Genomic DNA, 17,863 nt, shown 5'->3' on the forward strand with positions numbered 1-17,863 from the left:
ACGATAAAAAATAATTAAAACCCTAGCTTATAAACAACCTAAATGCATACAGACGCTAAAAAAGCCCTTATCCAGGGCTTTTTCGTCTTTATCCACTTCCTGAGAATAATCAATTGTGCTTTAGCATCTTTCTTTACACAATATCTGAATTTACATACTTTTTCCTCTGTCCTATTAACAACGTAATTTGTTCGATAGTGAATAATAATGAACTGCAGAAAATAACACTAGAAATAAACACTAATAATGCTAATAGTTTGTCATCGTATTCATTGAGCAACGTGAAATCCCAACATAATATATACATAATCCATGTTAATAAGGACACTCCTGTTAAATAAACAGTGTTACCGAAAACGCCAAATTGACTCTGACTTTTTACAAAGTTACATACATGTAAAGACAATTACTATTCCACCTTTACATCAAAGGTAACTAATTATTAAATATAATAACGATGAATAGGACGTCCTACACTTCCATATTGTATTTCTACTTTTAATAGATTTTGCTTTTCTAAAAAGTCAAGATAGCGTCTAGCTGTAACACGTGCTGTACCTATATAAGTAGAGACCTCCTCCGCCGATACTGCCCCTTCACTTGTTTGAATATATGCAAGCACCTTATCTAAAGTAGCTCGATTAAATCCTTTTGGTAGCTCCTCTACCGTTATTGCCTTTGTTCCTGTCTTTGTAACAACAACTTGCTCAGGAAGACGTTGCTGCATTAAATGATCCACATCATGTTGGGTTAAATCCTGCATACCACTTATTTTTTTCCTGTAGCTTTGATAATTTTTTAATGTTTGCTCAATCCGCTCAAATGTAAAAGGCTTCATAATATAATCATACACACCTAAATGTAAAATACGCTGTACAGTAGGCATATCATTTGCAGCAGTTACAGCGATAACATCGACAGGAAGATGCTCCTCTCGAATTTTTCCTAACGTAATAATGCCATCTTGCTCTGGCATAAAAATGTCCATAAAGACAAGTTCTGGAGTTAATTGTTTAATTTTATTAATTCCCTCAATGCCATTACTTGCATAACCGATTAATGAAAAACCTTTTATTTGCTCAATAAATTGCCTGTTCACTTCTCGTACCATTGGATCATCTTCAATTAATAAAACAGTTATTACATCCATCTATACTTCTCCTAACTCAAATAAAATTAAGAAACTTGTTCCTTTCATAAATTCACTCACTACTTCTATATCTCCATTGCCCTTTCTTACAATTTCATAGACTAGATGCAAACCAATGCCCCGATTTTCACTAGCTTTTGACGAAAATCCATTTTCAAACATACGATCCTGTACCTCTTTGGACATGCCAATCCCATTATCAGAAACTGCTATCGCTAAGACTCCATCATGCTCGTCTACAGAGATGGCTACATATTTATCTTCCTTAGAAAGAACATTTAATGCCTCAAAAGCATTTTCAATTAAATTGCCGAGTAAAACAACAAAATCATGGTGATCTAATAAAGGAGGAAAGCGTTTAAAATGACTTTTCCGATCAATTTCAACCTCAATACCTAATTCTTTTCCATAACTTACTTTACTTAACAACAAACCTGAAATATTTTCATTATGAAAGCGTTCGTTTAAGAACTTCGTCAATGATGCTTCATTTTCAGTAGTGACTGTAACATATTCAAGTGCTTGCTTTGTATGTCCCAATTGCAATAGTCCTGCAATTGTATGAATTTTATTTTTATGCTCATGGGTTTGTACACGTAATGCTTGAACAAAGGCCTTTACACCTGTAACTTCCTCTGCAAGCTTTTTCACAGCTGTTAAATCCTTAAACATAGCAACTGCACCAACTAGCTCGCCATTTACAATAATAGGTACACGATTACTTAAGATACTATGATGATTAATGTAAAGCTCTTGATTATAAACAGGTGTTGCTGTTTCAACAATTTCAGGCAGACGGGTATCCGGCAAAACATCATAAATCTTTTGTCCAATACAATCCTCTATTTTCCTAGTAACACCTAAAATATCAGCAGCTTTCTCATTAAAAATCGTTATATTCATTTCCTTATCAACAGCTATTATTCCCTCATGCATGGCATTAAAGGTTTCTGTTCTTTCCACATACATTTTTGCAATTTCATGGGGTTCAAGCCCAAACATTTGTTTTTTTATATGTCGTCCAAGTGTAAATGCACCGAAAATACTGAAAATTAACGAGATAACTATAGTTATCATAATTTCTCGCTCATAGCTTTGTAGCATTTCTAGCAGGGTTGGTAATGCATAGCCAACTACTACAATGCCTACTTGTTCCCTTTTATCATTTATAATGGGTACAAAAGCGCGTATCATGACACCCGATTCTCCACGTGCCTTCGAAACATAATAATGCTCACTAAATGCTGCATTTAAATCATGCGACTCGCTGCGCTGCCCTAATTCCTTATTTACTGGATGTGATAGTTTAATACGTTCCATATTCATCACAACAATATAATCTGCCTTATTAATAATCCTAATGCCATCTACAATTTTATTAATATTTTTTGCAGATTCTTTGATATTTTCATTTTCCAAATGCACACTAAGCTCTGGTACATTTGATACAGTTTGTGCTACTAGCATTGCCCGCTGACCAAAATTTTTTTCCTGTTCAGACAATAAGTTACCGAGTACAAAAATACCACCTAGTAAAAAGGAGAATGCAATGACTAAAAATGTCACTAACAGTATTTTGCCGTTCACAGGCATTTTCATCATTCAGTAATTCCTTCCTTTCAAATCCGCACTCTCATTGTTAGTGGTACACTTATTAATGATATGACTTTAAGATTATCTGCAAAAAATTCTTTTGACAACACCTTTAATCTATATAATTAGCAGAAAATATTGAATTTAATGAACAATATTACAGATTGATTGTTTACAACTGAACTTTTTTATTACTTTATGTTTTTGTATTATAACAATAATACATTAAATATAGCGTACCATAACAGACAATGTTATTAATATTACTATATTTATATATAATGGAATAAAATGTACTTAATGAACGTTATTTTTCTTATTTTCTAAATCTCTTATTTTAAGAAATATTCGCTATGATGATTCTAGTGAAAGCGATATCAAAGAGAAAATTTAGAAAAGAGGTAGCAAAAAATGAGGTTATTGAAAAATTTAACTGTTCAGGTTATAGCAGCTATTATCCTTGGGATTATTGTAGGGTCCATTTTCCCCGAGTTCGGTGCCAGCTTGAAAATCTTAGCAGACCTATTCATTAAATTAATTAAAATGTTAATTGCCCCAATTATCTTCCTAACAGTGGTTATTGGAATTGGCAGTATGGGAGATATGAAAAAGGTCGGGAAAATCGGAGGTAAAGCATTACTTTACTTCGAAATAGTTTCTACAATTGCCTTAGCAATCGGAATTGCTGTGGCTTTAATTGTAAGTCCTGGTACAGGTTTAGATACATCAGGTGCATCTGATGCTGATATTTCAAAATATACAACTGCTGCTGCTGAATCTGAGCAGGGCTTGGGTGCATTTATTTCTAGTATTATTCCTGAAAATGTTGTTGGCGCATTGGCGACTGGTCAACTATTACCAGTTCTATTCTCTGCTATTTTATTTGGCTTAGCAGCTGCTTCAATCGGAGCACCTGCAAAACCAGTCATCACATTCTTTGAGCAAGTAGCAGAAATCTTTTTCAAGATTGTCAGTATGGTTATGAAAATATCACCAATCGGAGCTTTTGGTGCCATGGCCTATACAATTGGGAATTTTGGTTTAAAATCTTTAGGTAATTTAGGTCTATTAATGGCTGCAGTATATATTACAATGTTTTTATTTGTCGTCTTTATTTTAGGTGTGATTGCAAAGTTCTTTAGATTCAACATTTTTAAATTTATCGCTTACATCAAAGATGAGATTTTCTTAGTAATCGGCACATCCTCTTCTGAATCAGCTCTACCATCTATGATGCGAAAACTTGAAAATTATGGTTGCTCAAAGCAGGTTGTAGGTTTAGTCGTTCCTACTGGTTACTCCTTCAATCTAGATGGGACTTCCATCTACCTATCAATGGCTGCTTTGTTTATTGCACAAGCATATGGAATGGAACTAACTTGGGTTCAAATACTTACACTACTTGGGATTTTAATGATTACTTCTAAAGGAGCAGCGGGCGTAACTGGGTCAGGATTTATCACATTAGCGGCAACTTTAGCTGCCTTCCCAATGATTCCAGTGGAAGGGATAGCGCTTTTAATCGGTGTAGATCGTTTTATGTCGGAGGCTCGTGCTGTCACAAATTTAATTGGTAATGGCGTAGCATGTGTTGTAGTGTCCAAATCTGAAAAAGAATTTGATGTAACGATGGAAGAACGTGCACTTCAAGGAAAGGCTACTATTGTATCATAAGAAAAAGGGTTGTGATGACAGCCATGGCTGTTTCACTACCCTTCTTATTTTCAAATCTGAAACAGTTACTCACATTTAGCTGAATTCACATAAGTAATCAATGGCGTAGGATTTATTTTTTATCCAAGGATAATAAAAACAATCATGTTTAAACTCTAGTAAAAAGGTGAAAGCATATAGTAAGAGGTGAAGGACATGACAAATAAAAAACAAGCGAAAACACGTTATACTAATAACCCTGATGTATTGGATACAGATAAAGAAAGTATTTTTGATAAACACGAGGACATGAAAACAGTTGATCCAATACCTGTCGAAGAACTCAATGAAAAAGTAAAAGATGAACAACATAAATCTAAAACAAAGGATTCCTCGGCAACAGATAAGCGCTATTGATAAAAAAATTAAGCATAATAATTCATAAAAAGTCGACCTAATTCACTATAAGGTCGACTTTTTAGTTAATGTAGAGAAGGTGAAAAATGAAATTATCTATTTTGAAAACAGATAGCTTCTTTGTAAGAGCTATCACAGTACAAGATTCAAATACGTTATAAATCATCAATATAGTCCTTTCTCATAATAACTTTGACATGTAATATTCATTGATATATTGCAAAGGAATCTCGTTTTGTTCCTTCAATGTCAAAACCCATTTTCTTATATAAGGCAATCCCAGCCTCATTATTCTCCAAAACCGTTAACTCCAGACGATGTATACCATTTTCTTTCGCCCAATTTTCTACATGCTTAAATAATGCTGTGCCAATTTTTCTTCCTCTATAATCACTGTGTATGCCTATGACAAGATAAGCACGGTGGGCAATTCTTGTAGGTTCATTGCCTTGTACGATTAAATAAGCAACTACCTTCTCATCGATTTCAGCTACGAATAAAGCTGAATGGTGGCTATCATGGACCTTGTCTATATACTGTGCAAATTGCTCAGGTTGTAATTTTCGCTCTCCTGGTCCGAATAACATAAAATTGGATGCCTCTGCATTTGTCATGACCGCTATAATTTGTTCACTATCATTTCCCGTTGCTTGTCGTATTTGCATTATCTACACACTCTCTTTCTAGAATATATTCACCCGCATCCACATATCTTTTGTATTCATGTAGATGTTCCCTCCAATAGGGAAGGTAAAAATAGGCTGTGTATGCCCAAACTCCACATCATATAGGACAGGTATTGTTTTCAACATTGGATGCTTGTTTAAAATGAAATGTAATTGTTCTTCTGTCATATCAGAGGCTCGCTGAAAGCGCCCTATTGCTAATCCCTTTATTCGAGTTGTTGTTTGCAGTATCGACGTTAAGTCCCGTGCAAAGATAGCAGGATTCACCAACTCATCATCTTCCAAAAATAAGGCATGTAAGCTGTTCCTTGCAGTAAATTTAACGTACACAATTTTCCACCATAAAGCTGACCACTTGTCTCCCCTTCAGACTAAACTTTCCAATTTGTTGCTTCAAAGCGCCGATGCTTCTGGTCCATATACCAGGCATCGTCACTCCATACACTAGAGGATCTTAAAAGAAATGGTTTATCGCCCATTAAACACTTTTGAAAATAGGAAAGCTGATACTCCTAGGCTTGTTCCATACGAAAGCTAGAAAAATGAGGACCCGAATACGTAATAAAGTCACATTTTTTAGTAATAGAAGTTGCTAAAACTGTGATATCACTAAACCCACAAAGTATTTTTGGATTTTCAGCAATCATTCGATAATCTAAATACGGTAAAACCTCATTACAGTTGTATCCTCCAAGCACCGTTAAGATGGCCTTTACTTGAGGATCCAGAAAGGCATCATGTATATCTGCCACACGCTGCACTATAGATGAAGATTGTTGAAAATCACTTTCAAAAATATGGTGACCAAATGTAACGATAAACCCCAATTCCTTCAATATATTCTTAGTTAGCTCCATCATCTCCGAAGTTAATACTTTAGCACTTAGAATTGGAGCCATAATACGTATTTCATCTCCAAAGACTAGTTTTGGTGGGATTCTCACAGTTTTACCATCCCCCTTTTAATAGGTTTGAATTTTAGCCACTAATTTTTCATCCTTAAAGTGTAATGTTTCTGTATCAATAAGTGTATAGGTTGGTAGTGTAGGTTGACTTTCCTTCCAGTTATTAAATGCTTGTTTCCGCTCATCATCTTCGTAATGTGGACAAAATGCGCCAGGTAATATTCCTAGTCCGTCACATTCTTCATAGATATTATCTTTATTTTCACTGAAACACTTTTCAAACCAACACATCGCCCCTGCACTGATGCCAGCTAAGATAACTCCATTTTGATAAGCTTCCTTTAATACATCATCAAAACAATATTGACGCCACTTTTCGAGTAGAAAACTTGTATTGCCCCCACCTACATAAATAATATGTTGGGCAAGGATTCTTTCCCGAATGTTTTTATCACGCATATCATTTTGCAAAATATGAGTTGCTTCACAATGCTGAAACGCTGAATAAAACCTGTCGATATATCCCTGAGCATCGTTACTTGCCGTCGGAATAAAACAAATATTGAGTCGTTTATTTGATTTACATTGCCGTAAAATATAATCATCGATAAATGAAGGAAAATGTTGTGAAAAACCTCCACCAGATAGCGCTATTATTTGTCTAGATATCTCCTTGTTTTTTCGTAATTCATATACTGCTTGTTCATGACCAAATCGTTCTAATACCTGGACTTTTTGCATTCCTAACTTTTCGAGTAAGAGACAAGATGCCTTGTTAGCTGTTTGTGTTTCCGCCACAATAGATGGTATATTCAGACAATTCATACCCTCCTCAATCACTTCAGTAAGAACCTCAAACGCCAACCCCCTCCCCCAATACTGAGGTAAAAATTGATAGGATAGCTCATATAAATCCTTATCATGATATTCATCGATTGAGACAAGACCTATAAATTCACCTGTCGTCCTTAAGGTAATATAAAAATATGTATTAGGAAATGGTGCTTCCACCATGCCCTTAAAGGAAGCCTCAATATAGCTATCATCAGGAACACCTCCAAGATAGGTTCTAACTTGTGTATTGGAGTATAGCGTGTGAATATCTTTGTAGTGATGCGGTTGCAATCGTTCAATGACACAATTATTTGTTTTAAACTTCATTTTTCTTCTCCCCTTCTTTATGTCAAAGTGTAATGCAATGATCAGCCAGAAATCAAACATTTTTTCCAAATATTACTTTAAGGTATGTAAAAAGGTAGTGATTAGCACTAAATGCTGTATCACTACCTAGTAATTATTGTCCGTACCGTTCAAGTAAACGTTGTGTTTTGGTTGATTGTTCGAGTGCTTTTTTCTCTTTGGCCCAATAGATCAAATATTGTCCATCACCAATGGTGAAGACCATTTCTTGCAATTCTTCATCTAATTCTGAACTAATGGCAACTTTTAATAGATCGACCTCATAGAGTGGCTTATCCTTTATTTTATAAACAATATGATAAGCTGGTTGTTCTTCAAAAATGGTTCTTTCTTTTTTAGAAAGGTCTCTGACATGGCTTAATGGATAATCCTCAATAAAGTCTCTTGCTTCATCGTTGGTAGCCTGAAATAAAGTCTTTTTCCCCTGTATTAATTCAATGGCGTCAATTTCGTTTGCATGATCTAAAATCTGGGAGATAGCCTCATCTTCATTTTTTTCTCTATATTGCATCGTAAAGGCACCAATTAATATAATTGCTGCAAATATGACAAGTCTCCATCTTCGTTTCGTCATTCTCTTACCCATTCAATGCCTTTTTAACAAATCGATTTATATCCACATCGGCACCAATCACAAGCATGATATCCCCTAATAAAATCTTATCACTTGCCTGAGGTGATACAATAATATCAGCACCACGTTTAAGACCCACAATGTTAATGCCATACTTCGCACGAATATCTAAATCCATAATAGAGTATCCCGCGATTGCGTCATTTGCCTTCAATTCCATAATAGAGTGTTCATCTGATAGCTCTAAATAATCTAGCACTGTATTCGATAACATATTGTTGGCAATACGAATACCCATATCTCGCTCTGGATGGACAACAAAATCAGCACCAATTTTACGCAAAACCTTTTCATGATAATCGTTTTGAGCCTTCACCGTAATTTGCTCAACACCAATCTCCTTTAATATGATTGTTGTTAATATACTCGCTTGAATATCTTCACCTATTGCTACAATCACATGCTCAAAATTTCGGATACCTAGTGAATTCAGTACCGATTCATCTGTTGAATCTGCAATGACAGCTTGAGTAGCAATAGAAGCAAATTCGTCTACACGCTCTGAAGAATGGTCAATCGCCATTACTTGTGCGCCCTGACTCATTAATTCACGAACAATACTTCCACCAAATCGTCCAAGCCCTATGACCGCAAACTCTTTTTTCATCATAAAAAATCCCTCCGAAAACTACTATAACACCATTGTAGCGTATTCTCTGCGATATGTATTGTCAAAACGAGAACGATTCGACAATAGAGGACAATGAAAAAAGACGAGGACCTGATCTAGATCCCCGTCTCCCCATATTTTATTATTCAGCGTTACGCATCTCATCTAGTACGCGGTTTACACGTTTTTCTAGCATTTTCATACCGCTACCACCAGCTTGCATATGACGAAGCTGACCATCTTTATCGAACACAAAATATGCTGGTACATATTGGTTTTCAAAAGCATCTGTTAGTTTCATTTCACTATCTACAAAGATAGGCTGTACAATATCATGCTCTGCAGCTACCGCTTTAATTGTGTCTAAGTCAGTATCTGCCTCAGAACGTGGCATATGTACTGCTACAACATTTAATTCATCTTTATATTGATCGCGGAAATTGTTAACATCTGGCATTGCCTCTTTACATAAATGGCAGCTTACTGACCAGAAGTGGATTAATGTTGGTTTTGCGCCAACTAAATCTGCTTTTGATACTTCACCATTTAACCATGTTGTTGCGCCTACTAGTTCGGGCATTTGTTCACGAAGTTTCATAAGAAATCCTCCTCTAATATATAAATTGTTTTCGGATAGATAAATAACGGTCTATAAACCTTCCTAAACACAAAAATTCAGTTAAAAGTCCCCACAAGCTTGTCGTGGGGACTCTTAATTTGTTAACTAATAGCTGGACTCTGTTTTGATTATAGAGTTGCTTGACCTGGACGCCAGTTTGCTGGGCAAAGGCCGCCTGTTTGTAATGCTTGCAGTACACGTAATGTTTCATCAACATCACGACCGATGTTGTTATCGAATACTGTTTGGTATTTTAATTCGCCTTCTGGGTTAATGATGAATAAACCACGTAGTGCAATACCTTCTTCTTCAATTAAAACACCGTATTCTTTAGATACTTGGTGGTTAGTATCAGCAGCTAATGGATATTTTAATTCTCCAAGACCATTTTGCGTACGGTCTGTGTTAATCCATGCTAAGTGAGTGTGGATTGTATCAGTAGAAACACCGATTACTTCTGCATCTAAGTCTTCGAACTCGTCATAACGATCGCTCATTGCAGTGATTTCTGTTGGACAAACGAATGTGAAGTCCATTGGATAGAAGAAAAGAACTGTCCATTTATCTTGTGATTTAATATCTTCTAAAGATACTTTTCCAAATGATTTGTCTGGAAGTACTGCTTCCATTGTAAAGTCAGGTGCTTGTTTACCTACCATGCGTTCTGCCATAATAAATCCCTCCGAATAAATATGTAGATTATATGTTCCATTCGCACAAGCGAACTCGTCTACTACGATAGCAGAGTAATCGTTGTTTTTCAAACAAGTAAACTCCGCCTGTTTGTACGATTAAAGTGGATTGACAAAAATTCGTCAAATACACAGTTGGAATTTCTACTACCGCTTATCTATTAGCTATTTTTAACAATATTATTCTACTCTATACAAAAATTTTCTCCTTAATTTTTATGCCTAATTTTTTTACAAATAGTAGCCATTTTTTTCACCAAAAACGATTGCAAATTTTTAATTATTATGTATAATTGTAATGGTTTTAGTAAACTAAAAGTTTCGTTAAAGTAAACTTCATATTTCTAAAGTTTATGATTGCTAAACTTCTTCTAGGAGGGAAAAGATGCAAATAGGAGCAAAAATTAAAGCGCTTCGTTTAAAAAAGGGTCTTACCCAAGAGGAACTTGGAGAACGTACAGATTTAAGCAAAGGATATATATCCCAATTAGAACGTGATTTGAACTCACCTTCTATTGAAACATTATTTTCGATTTTAGAAGTTTTAGGGTCAACACCTAAGGACTTTTTTGATGATGAATCACCTGAACAGAAGGTTGTTTATACAGAGGAAGATCAATCTACCTATACAGATGAAGAAAAAAAATATGAAATTCAATGGCTGATCCCCACATCCAATGAGAAAGAAATGGAGCCCATTTTCTTAACGTTTGCTGCTAATGGTGAGTTTAAACAGTTTGAGCCATCGCTCTCAGAAACTTTTATTTATGTGGTCAAAGGGCGTATTCGTCTCGTTTTAGGGAATGAACAGTATATCGCAAGTGAAGGTAATGCCCTTTATTTTGACGCGACAGACCATCATCAAATTTTTAATGCTCACGCTGCAGAAACGAAAATTTTACTCGTTGCAACGGATTCATATTTATAGCTAAGGAGGCACATCAATGACAACGAATTCAATTATCCGCTTTGAAAATGTTTCAAAGGCCTATAGTGACGGTACTGTCGTCTTAAAAAATATTAACTTAGAGCTTGAAAAAGGTAAATTTTATACACTGCTTGGTCCATCTGGTTGCGGGAAAACAACGATTTTACGTATTATTGCAGGTTTTACAGAACCAACAACAGGTGATGTGTTTTTCCACGATAAAAAAATTAATGCAGTGCCTGCCAATGAACGTCAGGTCAATACGGTTTTTCAAGATTATGCTCTGTTTCCGCATTTAAACGTTTTTGAAAATGTTGCATTTGGACTACGCATTAAGAAGCTGCCTGAAACTGAAATAAAAGAACGTGTCGCTGAAGCCCTGAAATTTGTCAATTTAGCAGGCTACGGCAACCGAGAAATCTCCGAGATGTCTGGTGGTCAACGTCAACGTGTGGCGATTGCACGTGCCATTGTCAATGATCCTGAAGTCATTTTACTGGATGAACCATTGTCAGCATTAGACTTAAAGCTACGTACTGAAATGCAATATGAATTACGTGAATTGCAGCAACGTCTTGGTAAAACCTTTGTATTTGTCACTCACGATCAAGAAGAAGCACTAGCGATGAGTGATGAAATTTTTGTCTTAAGTGAAGGGGAAATTCAGCAATCTGGTACACCAGTAGATATTTATGATGAACCAATTAATCGCTTCGTAGCTGATTTTATTGGTGAATCTAATATTGTGCCTGGTGTAATGATTGAAGATTTCAAAGTGGAGTTTACTGGCAAAATTTTCGAATGTGTTGACCAAGGGATGAAGCCAAATGAAAAAATTGATATTGTCATTCGTCCTGAAGATTTAGAAATGACAACAATTGAAAGAGGCAAACTTGTCGTAAAAGTGGATACTCAACTATTCCGTGGCGTTCATTATGAATTATCTACGTACGACAAGGATGGCAATGAATGGTTAGTTCATTCATTGAAAAAAGCAGAAGTAGGGACAGAAATCGGCTTAGACTTTGATCCTGAGGCGATTCATGTAATGCGTTTAAACGAAACAGAGGAAGAGTTCGATAAACGATTAGAGTCATATGGAGACGACGAAGATGCAAACTAAGACATCGAAATCAGCGTTATTTCCATATGTCTTATGGATTGCCTTTTTCGTTATCGCGCCAATTGCACTCGTTGTTTATTACTCCCTACTCGATTTACATGGCAATTTCACGCTCGATAACTATAAAGCGTTCTTTACTTCTGTTTATTTAAAGATGACATTGAGTTCGTTTTGGTATGCATTTTTAATTACATTCTTTACTTTAGTAATTTCATACCCAACTGCATATTTTCTAACGAAAACAAAGCATAAGCAACTTTGGCTACTGCTAATTATTATTCCTTCATGGATTAATCTATTGTTAAAAACATATGCCTTTATCGGTATCTTTGGTTTATACGGACCAATTAATGCATTTATCGAAGTTTTTGGCTTCGATCCAAAGCAAATGCTCTTTACGGATATTAGCTTTGTCTTTGTGTCAGTCTATATTTTTATTCCATTTATGATTTTACCGATCTTCAACTCGCTAGATCGTTTAAACCCAACACTTATTTATGCATCCCGTGATTTAGGAGCATCTGCCTTTACTACCTTCCGTCGTGTTGTTTTACCACTGACAATGGATGGCGTTAAATCTGGGATTCAAGTCGTCTTTATTCCTGCTCTATCACTGTTCATGATTACGCGATTAATTGCTGGGAACCGTGTTATTACACTTGGTACAGCGATTGAACAGCAATTCCTTGTGACACAAAATTGGGGCATGGGTTCAACTATTGCTGTGTTTTTAATTTTATTCATGGTAATCATTATGCTAATTACGGGACAAAAAGATAAAGGAGGTCGCGTACGATGAACAAACTATCTACATCAGCCAAAGTCTATTTAACGATTGTTTTTATCGTTCTGTATGCACCAATCTTCTATTTAATCTTTTACTCATTCAATAGTGGCGGTTCCATGAATAATTTCGAATCCTTTACATTAGAGCATTATCAGGCCGTTTTTGAGGATTCACGTCTACTCGTTATTTTAATTAATACTGTAATTGTTGCATTACTTTCTGCTTTAATTTCTACTATTATTGGGACGCTCGGGGCCATTGGTATTGTCACAGTCAAAGACTCAAAAATGCGCAATACTTTACTATCGTTAAACAATGTCTTAATTGTCAGCCCAGACGTTATTATCGGGGCAAGCTTCTTAATTTTATTTACAATGGTTGGCATTAAATTAGGTTTTGCTTCTGTTTTATTAGCACATGTCGCATTTAGTGTACCGATTGTTGTATTAATGGTTCTACCTAAACTACTTGAAATGAATAAATCATTAATTGATGCAGCATTAGATTTAGGGGCAACAAAAAAGGATGTCATGATGCGTGTTATTTTACCTTATATTCAACCAGGTATTTTTGCAGGCTTCTTCCTAGCTCTTACTTATTCATTAGATGATTTTGCCGTGACATTTTTCGTTACTGGTAATGGCTTCAGTACATTATCGGTTGAAATCTACTCAATGGCGCGTGCAGGAATTTCTCTAACGGTTAATGCTATTTCTGGTTTAGTATTCTTTGTTACTGTTTTAATCGTCGTAGGGTATTATTTCATTACAAGTCGTACAAGTAAAAGAATGGAGGGGCAACGATGAAGTCTTTAATTCAAGCAACCATCGCCATTCTTGTTGTTTCAGCCCTTTTATTCTATGCGGCGGACGCCTTAAGTGCAGGTGGCGGTAAAAGTGGAAAAAACACTTTAACGATCTTTAACTGGGGAGAATATATCGACCCTGACCTATTAAAGCAATTTGAAAAAGAAACAGGTATTCATGTCATCTATGAAACGTTCGACTCCAATGAGGCCATGATGACAAAAATTCAACAGGGCGGAACAGCTTACGATATTGCTGTCCCTTCTGAATATATGATTGAAAAAATGAAGGAAGAAAATTTATTGATTCCTTTAGATAAAACGAAAATCCCTAACTTAAAAAATATCGATCCTTACTTCTTAGATTTACCATTCGATGATGACAATAAATATTCCGTTCCTTATTTTTGGGGAACAGTAGGCATTGTTTATAATCCGAGTCTTGTTGGTAATTTAGATTTCTCTTCTTGGGAAGATTTATGGGATCCTTCATTAAAGCGTAAAGTCTTTTTAGTAGACGGTGCTCGTGAAGTCATTGGAATGGGCTTAAACAGTCTAGGCTATTCACTGAACTCATTAGATAATCACGAACTACGTGAAGCGACTGATAAGTTAATCACACTAGCACCCAATGTAAAAGCCATTATTGGTGATGAAATTACACCATTAATGATCAATAATGAGGCATCTGTAGCCCTCACTTGGTCTGGGCAAGCAGCCGATATGATGTATGAAAATGAGGAACTAGATTTTGCTGTACCTGACGAAGGTTCGAATTTATGGTTCGATAATATGGTTATTCCCAAAACATCGAAAAATATCGATGGTGCCCATGCCTTTATCAATTTTATGCTAAGTGCTGAATCTGGTGCTCAAAATGCCGATTATGTGGGCTATTCTACGCCTAATATTGCAGCGATGGACTTAATGGACGAAGAAGTTGTTTCTGATGAACGCTATTACCCTTCAGAGGAACAACGAGAAACATTAGAGGTCTATAAAAACTTAGGGCCAGACTATTTAGGAAAATATAATGAATTGTTTTTAGAATTTAAAATGAGTATACGATAATTTAAACTAGCGAATTGGTTCACACACCAATTCGCTAGTTTTTATCTGCATGCATATTCATTATAGTTAAAAAACAATTCAGTTCTTTCTGTCACAGAAACTTTAGTATATGACCACATTTTCACATACCCCTTCTATCATGCAATTGTCAAATGAATAATTTATTATTTAAAACTTAGAAATATAGCATCACATGTCATCTTAAATAACCTAAGAAGATAACTTTTGTGGAAAACCATTCTAAATATCGAACCACTTCAATAATCTTAACTAATAGCCAAGCGATAATTCTTTATGATAGACTGTACTATATTTGATTACAAAAAAAGGGGGTTTATTCGATGACCCAGCAGAAGTCCAATAAGGCGGCTTTGTATATTTTAATGTTTAACATGTTTATCGCAATGGGGAGTATTGGGATTATTATTCCTGTCATGCCTGAGTACTTAAAAATATTCGGTGCAGCAGGACAAGTTCTAGGTATGCTTATTGCAACGTTCGCCTTAGCTCAATTCGTATTTTCTCCAATTGCTGGGAATCTTTCGGATCAGTATGGTCGAAAAAATTTAATTATTTTCGGTCTTATCGTGACAGGTCTTGCACAAATCGGCTTTGGCCTTGCTACAGACGTATGGATGCTCTTTCTAGCACGCTTTTTAGGTGGTCTTGGTTCTGCATTTGTTGCACCTCCTATTATGGCTTTTGTAGCCGACGTCACAACCTATGAAGAACGTGGGAAAGGAATGGGTATGTTAGGTGCTGCTATGTCTCTTGGTTTTATGATAGGACCTGGTATTGGTGGCTTTTTGGCAAAGGTAAGCTTACACTTCCCATTTTTCACAGCTGGAGCTGCTGCCATTGTAGCATCTATTTTATCTTACTTTTTATTACCTTCTACCAAACCAAACACTGCTCAGCAGAAACAAAAGCAAGACAATCTGGCGAAGCAAATGGCTCGTTCCATACATATGCCTTATTTTGTTATGCTCATAATTATGCTCGTGTTCTCGTTCGGCATTGCTAATTTCCAAACGACTTTGTCCTTATTCGTGACAGAAAAGTTTAATTACACACCCGTAGATATCGCGATTATTTTAGTTGTCGGTGGTGCTTTTGGGGTCGTTGTACAAATGTTTATTATTACACCACTATTTAATCGTTTTGGTGAAATGAAAGTCGTATTAGTCAATTTATTTATTGCATCCGTTGCTATTTTCTTAATATTATTCGTTTCTGGCTTTGCCCTTATATTAGTTGTAGCAACTATTTTCTCTACAGCAACAACACTAATTCGACCAGCTGTTAATACGCTAATCTCAAAGCTTGCAGAGAAAGAACAGGGATTTGCTGCAGGCTTGAATAATGCTTATATGAGTCTTGGTAATATGATTGGACCAGCATTAGCAGGTCTATTATTCGACTGGAATATGAACAGCCCGTATATTTTTGGCTCCATCATATTATTAGCATGTTTCTTCCTTGCTCTTGTCTGGACATTGAAAAAAGCACCTCATTTAATGCATCCAGATACAAAGTAGTCTGAAAAATCATTGACTATTTTTAGCAGTATGTTACATTAATGTTGGTAAACTAATTAAATAAAATTAACCACTAGGGGAGTCTTTAAAAGGCTGAGACGTATATGTTTAGATACGGACCCTTTGAACCTGATCTAGTTCATACTAGCGGAGGGAAGTGGCGCTACTTGCTATTATCATTGTATACGCGAGGCCGCTTCCTATTGTTTTTAGGTAGCGGCCTTTTTATTTCCCTAGTGAAACTTTATCAAAAGGAGTGAACTTGATGTCAATTCGTAAATTAACGGTCATGGCTTTATTAGTAGCTATTGCCGTAGCAGGCTCTACCTTTGTCTCCATCCCGACAGGAATTGCACGTGCCTTTCCCATCCAGCATGCAATTAACGTGGTAGGTGCAATTCTATTAGGACCAGTTCCTACAGTCCTAATTGCCTTTGTTACTGCCATCATTCGAATCCTTACAGGGACAGGATCATTATTAGCGATCCCTGGCAGTGTTATTGGCGCATTATGTGCTGCCCTCGCTTATAAATACAGCAGTAAAATGTGGTTAGCTGGCATTGGCGAAATCATTGGAACAGGAATTCTTGCTTCACTGATCGCTGTACCTTATGCAAAGTTACTAATGGGGACCTCCGTAGCTGCCTTATTCTTCATGCCAGCCTTTTTAACATCCAGTACTATAGGTGCTCTTTTAGGCGTAGTGATTGCTAACAGTTTGCGGAAGACCGTCCTAGTAAAGAGCTTTAATTCTTCACTTTATTGAGTGAACGGGTTCTGTGTTTTTATATAGTATTAGATGGAGAAATTCCATTATATCTGATGATAACTTTGTTTGTTCTTTTAGAGCGGGGACATTTGCTTTTGGAGCGGATACCTGTCTCTTTGGAGCGCTTTCCCTCACTTTATGAGCGAATACACCACCCCTTGGAGCGCTTCTCCTTACTTTTCGAGCGGTTACCTGTCTCTTTGGAGCGCTTTCCTTCACTTTATGAGCGGTTACCTGTCTCCTTGGAGCGCTTTCTCTTACTTTTGGAGCGGTTACCTGTCTCCTTGGAGCGCTTTCCTTACTTTTGGAGCGGTTACCTGTCTCCTTGGAGCGCTTTCCTTACTTTATGAGCGGATACACCACTCCTTGGAGCGCTTCTCCTTACTTTCGAGCGGAGACCTGTCTCCTTGGAGCGCTTTCCCTTACTTTTCGAGCGGATACACCACTCCTTGGAGCGCTTCCCTTCACTTTATGAGCGGATACACCACTTCTTGGAGCGCTTTCCCTTACTTTTGGAGCGGATACACCACTCCTTGGAGCGCTTTCCTTTACTTTTGGAGCGGTTACCTGTCTCCTTGGAGCGCTTCCCTTACTTTTCGAGCGGATACAACACTCCTTGGAGCGCTTTCCCTTACTTTTGGAGCGAGGATCCCCCTTCTTGGTGCGTTTTCCTCAACTCTATA

At 36.5% G+C, this 17,863-nt stretch carries 18 protein-coding genes, 1 pseudogene and 1 riboswitch; of the genes and pseudogenes, 9 read left to right on the plus strand and 10 right to left on the minus strand.

What is annotated here, in order from left to right:
- Positions 1-133 precede the first annotated feature (133 nt).
- Genes ABC382_RS11495 through ABC382_RS11505 form a run of 3 tightly spaced genes read right to left on the minus strand, consistent with a single transcriptional unit; the run spans position 134 to position 2,752 of the window.
- Complete coding sequence (locus tag ABC382_RS11495) at positions 134-406, minus strand: hypothetical protein (RefSeq protein ID WP_322604691.1); 273 nt, start codon at positions 404-406, stop codon at positions 134-136.
- Positions 407-442: 36 nt separating this feature from the next.
- Entirely contained in the window at positions 443-1,150 is a 708-nt protein-coding gene (locus ABC382_RS11500; RefSeq protein ID WP_274795785.1) for a response regulator, read from the minus strand.
- Complete coding sequence (locus tag ABC382_RS11505; RefSeq protein WP_412926821.1) at positions 1,151-2,752, minus strand: ATP-binding protein; 1,602 nt, start codon at positions 2,750-2,752, stop codon at positions 1,151-1,153.
- A gap of 402 nt (positions 2,753-3,154) precedes the next feature.
- On the opposite strand from ABC382_RS11505, the gene ABC382_RS11510 reads away from it, so the two are divergent.
- Positions 3,155-4,417, plus strand: a complete 1,263-nt coding sequence (locus tag ABC382_RS11510) for a dicarboxylate/amino acid:cation symporter (RefSeq protein ID WP_274795783.1) — start codon at positions 3,155-3,157, stop codon at positions 4,415-4,417.
- 195 nt (positions 4,418-4,612) lie between these two features.
- Complete coding sequence (locus ABC382_RS11515) at positions 4,613-4,813, plus strand: hypothetical protein (RefSeq protein ID WP_274795782.1); 201 nt, start codon at positions 4,613-4,615, stop codon at positions 4,811-4,813.
- A gap of 206 nt (positions 4,814-5,019) precedes the next feature.
- Here ABC382_RS11515 and ABC382_RS11520 read toward each other — a convergent pair whose 3' ends face one another.
- From ABC382_RS11520 to ABC382_RS11550, 7 genes and pseudogenes are all read right to left on the minus strand, one after another.
- Positions 5,020-5,478 (minus strand): GNAT family N-acetyltransferase, encoded by a 459-nt coding sequence (locus tag ABC382_RS11520; RefSeq protein WP_322611375.1) that lies wholly within the window; start codon positions 5,476-5,478, stop codon positions 5,020-5,022.
- An 18-nt stretch (positions 5,479-5,496) separates the two neighbouring features.
- Positions 5,497-6,398: pseudogene (locus ABC382_RS11525) on the minus strand (S66 family peptidase).
- A gap of 63 nt (positions 6,399-6,461) precedes the next feature.
- The gene (locus ABC382_RS11530) at positions 6,462-7,565 is read right to left on the minus strand and encodes a GNAT family N-acetyltransferase (RefSeq protein ID WP_322611374.1); all 1,104 of its coding nucleotides are present in this window, start codon (positions 7,563-7,565) and stop codon (positions 6,462-6,464) included.
- A gap of 133 nt (positions 7,566-7,698) precedes the next feature.
- Positions 7,699-8,178, minus strand: a complete 480-nt coding sequence (locus ABC382_RS11535) for a hypothetical protein (protein ID WP_312504763.1) — start codon at positions 8,176-8,178, stop codon at positions 7,699-7,701.
- Between the two features lie 4 nt (positions 8,179-8,182).
- A complete protein-coding gene (locus tag ABC382_RS11540) occupies positions 8,183-8,845 on the minus strand; it encodes a potassium channel family protein (protein ID WP_031418843.1) in 663 nt (220 codons plus the stop codon).
- A 145-nt stretch (positions 8,846-8,990) separates the two neighbouring features.
- Positions 8,991-9,446 (minus strand): TlpA family protein disulfide reductase, encoded by a 456-nt coding sequence (locus ABC382_RS11545; RefSeq protein ID WP_274795778.1) that lies wholly within the window; start codon positions 9,444-9,446, stop codon positions 8,991-8,993.
- A gap of 149 nt (positions 9,447-9,595) precedes the next feature.
- Positions 9,596-10,138, minus strand: coding sequence for a peroxiredoxin (locus tag ABC382_RS11550; RefSeq protein WP_274797273.1), 543 nt, complete (start codon positions 10,136-10,138; stop codon positions 9,596-9,598).
- 406 nt (positions 10,139-10,544) lie between these two features.
- Between ABC382_RS11550 and ABC382_RS11555 the strand changes: the two genes are divergently transcribed.
- The 7 genes from ABC382_RS11555 (at position 10,545) to thiW (ending at position 17,177) form a co-directional block, all read left to right on the plus strand.
- Positions 10,545-11,087: a helix-turn-helix domain-containing protein gene (locus tag ABC382_RS11555; RefSeq protein WP_274795777.1), complete on the plus strand. Its 543-nt coding sequence runs from the start codon at positions 10,545-10,547 to the stop codon at positions 11,085-11,087.
- A gap of 16 nt (positions 11,088-11,103) precedes the next feature.
- On the plus strand, positions 11,104-12,210 hold the full coding sequence (locus ABC382_RS11560) for an ABC transporter ATP-binding protein (RefSeq protein WP_312504765.1): 1,107 nt from the start codon (positions 11,104-11,106) through the stop codon (positions 12,208-12,210).
- A complete protein-coding gene (locus ABC382_RS11565; protein ID WP_274795775.1) occupies positions 12,200-13,009 on the plus strand; it encodes an ABC transporter permease in 810 nt (269 codons plus the stop codon). The genes ABC382_RS11560 and ABC382_RS11565 overlap by 11 nt, the downstream gene beginning before the upstream one ends.
- A complete protein-coding gene (locus ABC382_RS11570; RefSeq protein WP_274795773.1) occupies positions 13,006-13,803 on the plus strand; it encodes an ABC transporter permease in 798 nt (265 codons plus the stop codon). Before ABC382_RS11565 ends, ABC382_RS11570 begins: the two co-directional genes overlap by 4 nt.
- Complete coding sequence (locus ABC382_RS11575) at positions 13,800-14,873, plus strand: ABC transporter substrate-binding protein (RefSeq protein ID WP_274795772.1); 1,074 nt, start codon at positions 13,800-13,802, stop codon at positions 14,871-14,873. The genes ABC382_RS11570 and ABC382_RS11575 overlap by 4 nt, the downstream gene beginning before the upstream one ends.
- Before the next feature lie 341 nt (positions 14,874-15,214).
- Positions 15,215-16,411: an MFS transporter gene (locus tag ABC382_RS11580; RefSeq protein WP_322611373.1), complete on the plus strand. Its 1,197-nt coding sequence runs from the start codon at positions 15,215-15,217 to the stop codon at positions 16,409-16,411.
- A 65-nt stretch (positions 16,412-16,476) separates the two neighbouring features.
- A riboswitch (TPP riboswitch) is annotated at positions 16,477-16,584 on the plus strand.
- Positions 16,585-16,676: 92 nt separating this feature from the next.
- Entirely contained in the window at positions 16,677-17,177 is a 501-nt protein-coding gene (thiW, locus tag ABC382_RS11585) for an energy coupling factor transporter S component ThiW (RefSeq protein ID WP_274795769.1), read from the plus strand.
- The last annotated feature ends 686 nt before the right edge of the window (positions 17,178-17,863 follow it).

It is taken from the genome of Lysinibacillus phoenicis, from assembly GCF_047238325.1.
Classification (GTDB): Bacteria; Bacillota; Bacilli; order Bacillales_A; family Planococcaceae; genus Lysinibacillus; species Lysinibacillus irui.

Bases quoted from the DNA above. Each gene is read 5' to 3' on its own strand.
- ABC382_RS11500 (WP_274795785.1), bottom strand. From the start codon at position 1,150: ATGGATGTAATAACTGTTTTATTAATTGAAGATGATCCAATGGTACGA.
- ABC382_RS11505 (WP_412926821.1), bottom strand. From the start codon at position 2,752: ATGATGAAAATGCCTGTGAACGGCAAAATACTGTTAGTGACATTTTTA.
- ABC382_RS11510 (WP_274795783.1), top strand. From the start codon at position 3,155: ATGAGGTTATTGAAAAATTTAACTGTTCAGGTTATAGCAGCTATTATC.
- ABC382_RS11515 (WP_274795782.1), top strand. From the start codon at position 4,613: ATGACAAATAAAAAACAAGCGAAAACACGTTATACTAATAACCCTGAT.
- ABC382_RS11520 (WP_322611375.1), bottom strand. From the start codon at position 5,478: ATGCAAATACGACAAGCAACGGGAAATGATAGTGAACAAATTATAGCG.
- ABC382_RS11530 (WP_322611374.1), bottom strand. From the start codon at position 7,565: ATGAAGTTTAAAACAAATAATTGTGTCATTGAACGATTGCAACCGCAT.
- ABC382_RS11535 (WP_312504763.1), bottom strand. From the start codon at position 8,178: ATGACGAAACGAAGATGGAGACTTGTCATATTTGCAGCAATTATATTA.
- ABC382_RS11540 (WP_031418843.1), bottom strand. From the start codon at position 8,845: ATGAAAAAAGAGTTTGCGGTCATAGGGCTTGGACGATTTGGTGGAAGT.
- ABC382_RS11545 (WP_274795778.1), bottom strand. From the start codon at position 9,446: ATGAAACTTCGTGAACAAATGCCCGAACTAGTAGGCGCAACAACATGG.
- ABC382_RS11550 (WP_274797273.1), bottom strand. From the start codon at position 10,138: ATGGCAGAACGCATGGTAGGTAAACAAGCACCTGACTTTACAATGGAA.
- ABC382_RS11555 (WP_274795777.1), top strand. From the start codon at position 10,545: ATGCAAATAGGAGCAAAAATTAAAGCGCTTCGTTTAAAAAAGGGTCTT.
- ABC382_RS11560 (WP_312504765.1), top strand. From the start codon at position 11,104: ATGACAACGAATTCAATTATCCGCTTTGAAAATGTTTCAAAGGCCTAT.
- ABC382_RS11565 (WP_274795775.1), top strand. From the start codon at position 12,200: ATGCAAACTAAGACATCGAAATCAGCGTTATTTCCATATGTCTTATGG.
- ABC382_RS11570 (WP_274795773.1), top strand. From the start codon at position 13,006: ATGAACAAACTATCTACATCAGCCAAAGTCTATTTAACGATTGTTTTT.
- ABC382_RS11575 (WP_274795772.1), top strand. From the start codon at position 13,800: ATGAAGTCTTTAATTCAAGCAACCATCGCCATTCTTGTTGTTTCAGCC.
- ABC382_RS11580 (WP_322611373.1), top strand. From the start codon at position 15,215: ATGACCCAGCAGAAGTCCAATAAGGCGGCTTTGTATATTTTAATGTTT.
- thiW (WP_274795769.1), top strand. From the start codon at position 16,677: ATGTCAATTCGTAAATTAACGGTCATGGCTTTATTAGTAGCTATTGCC.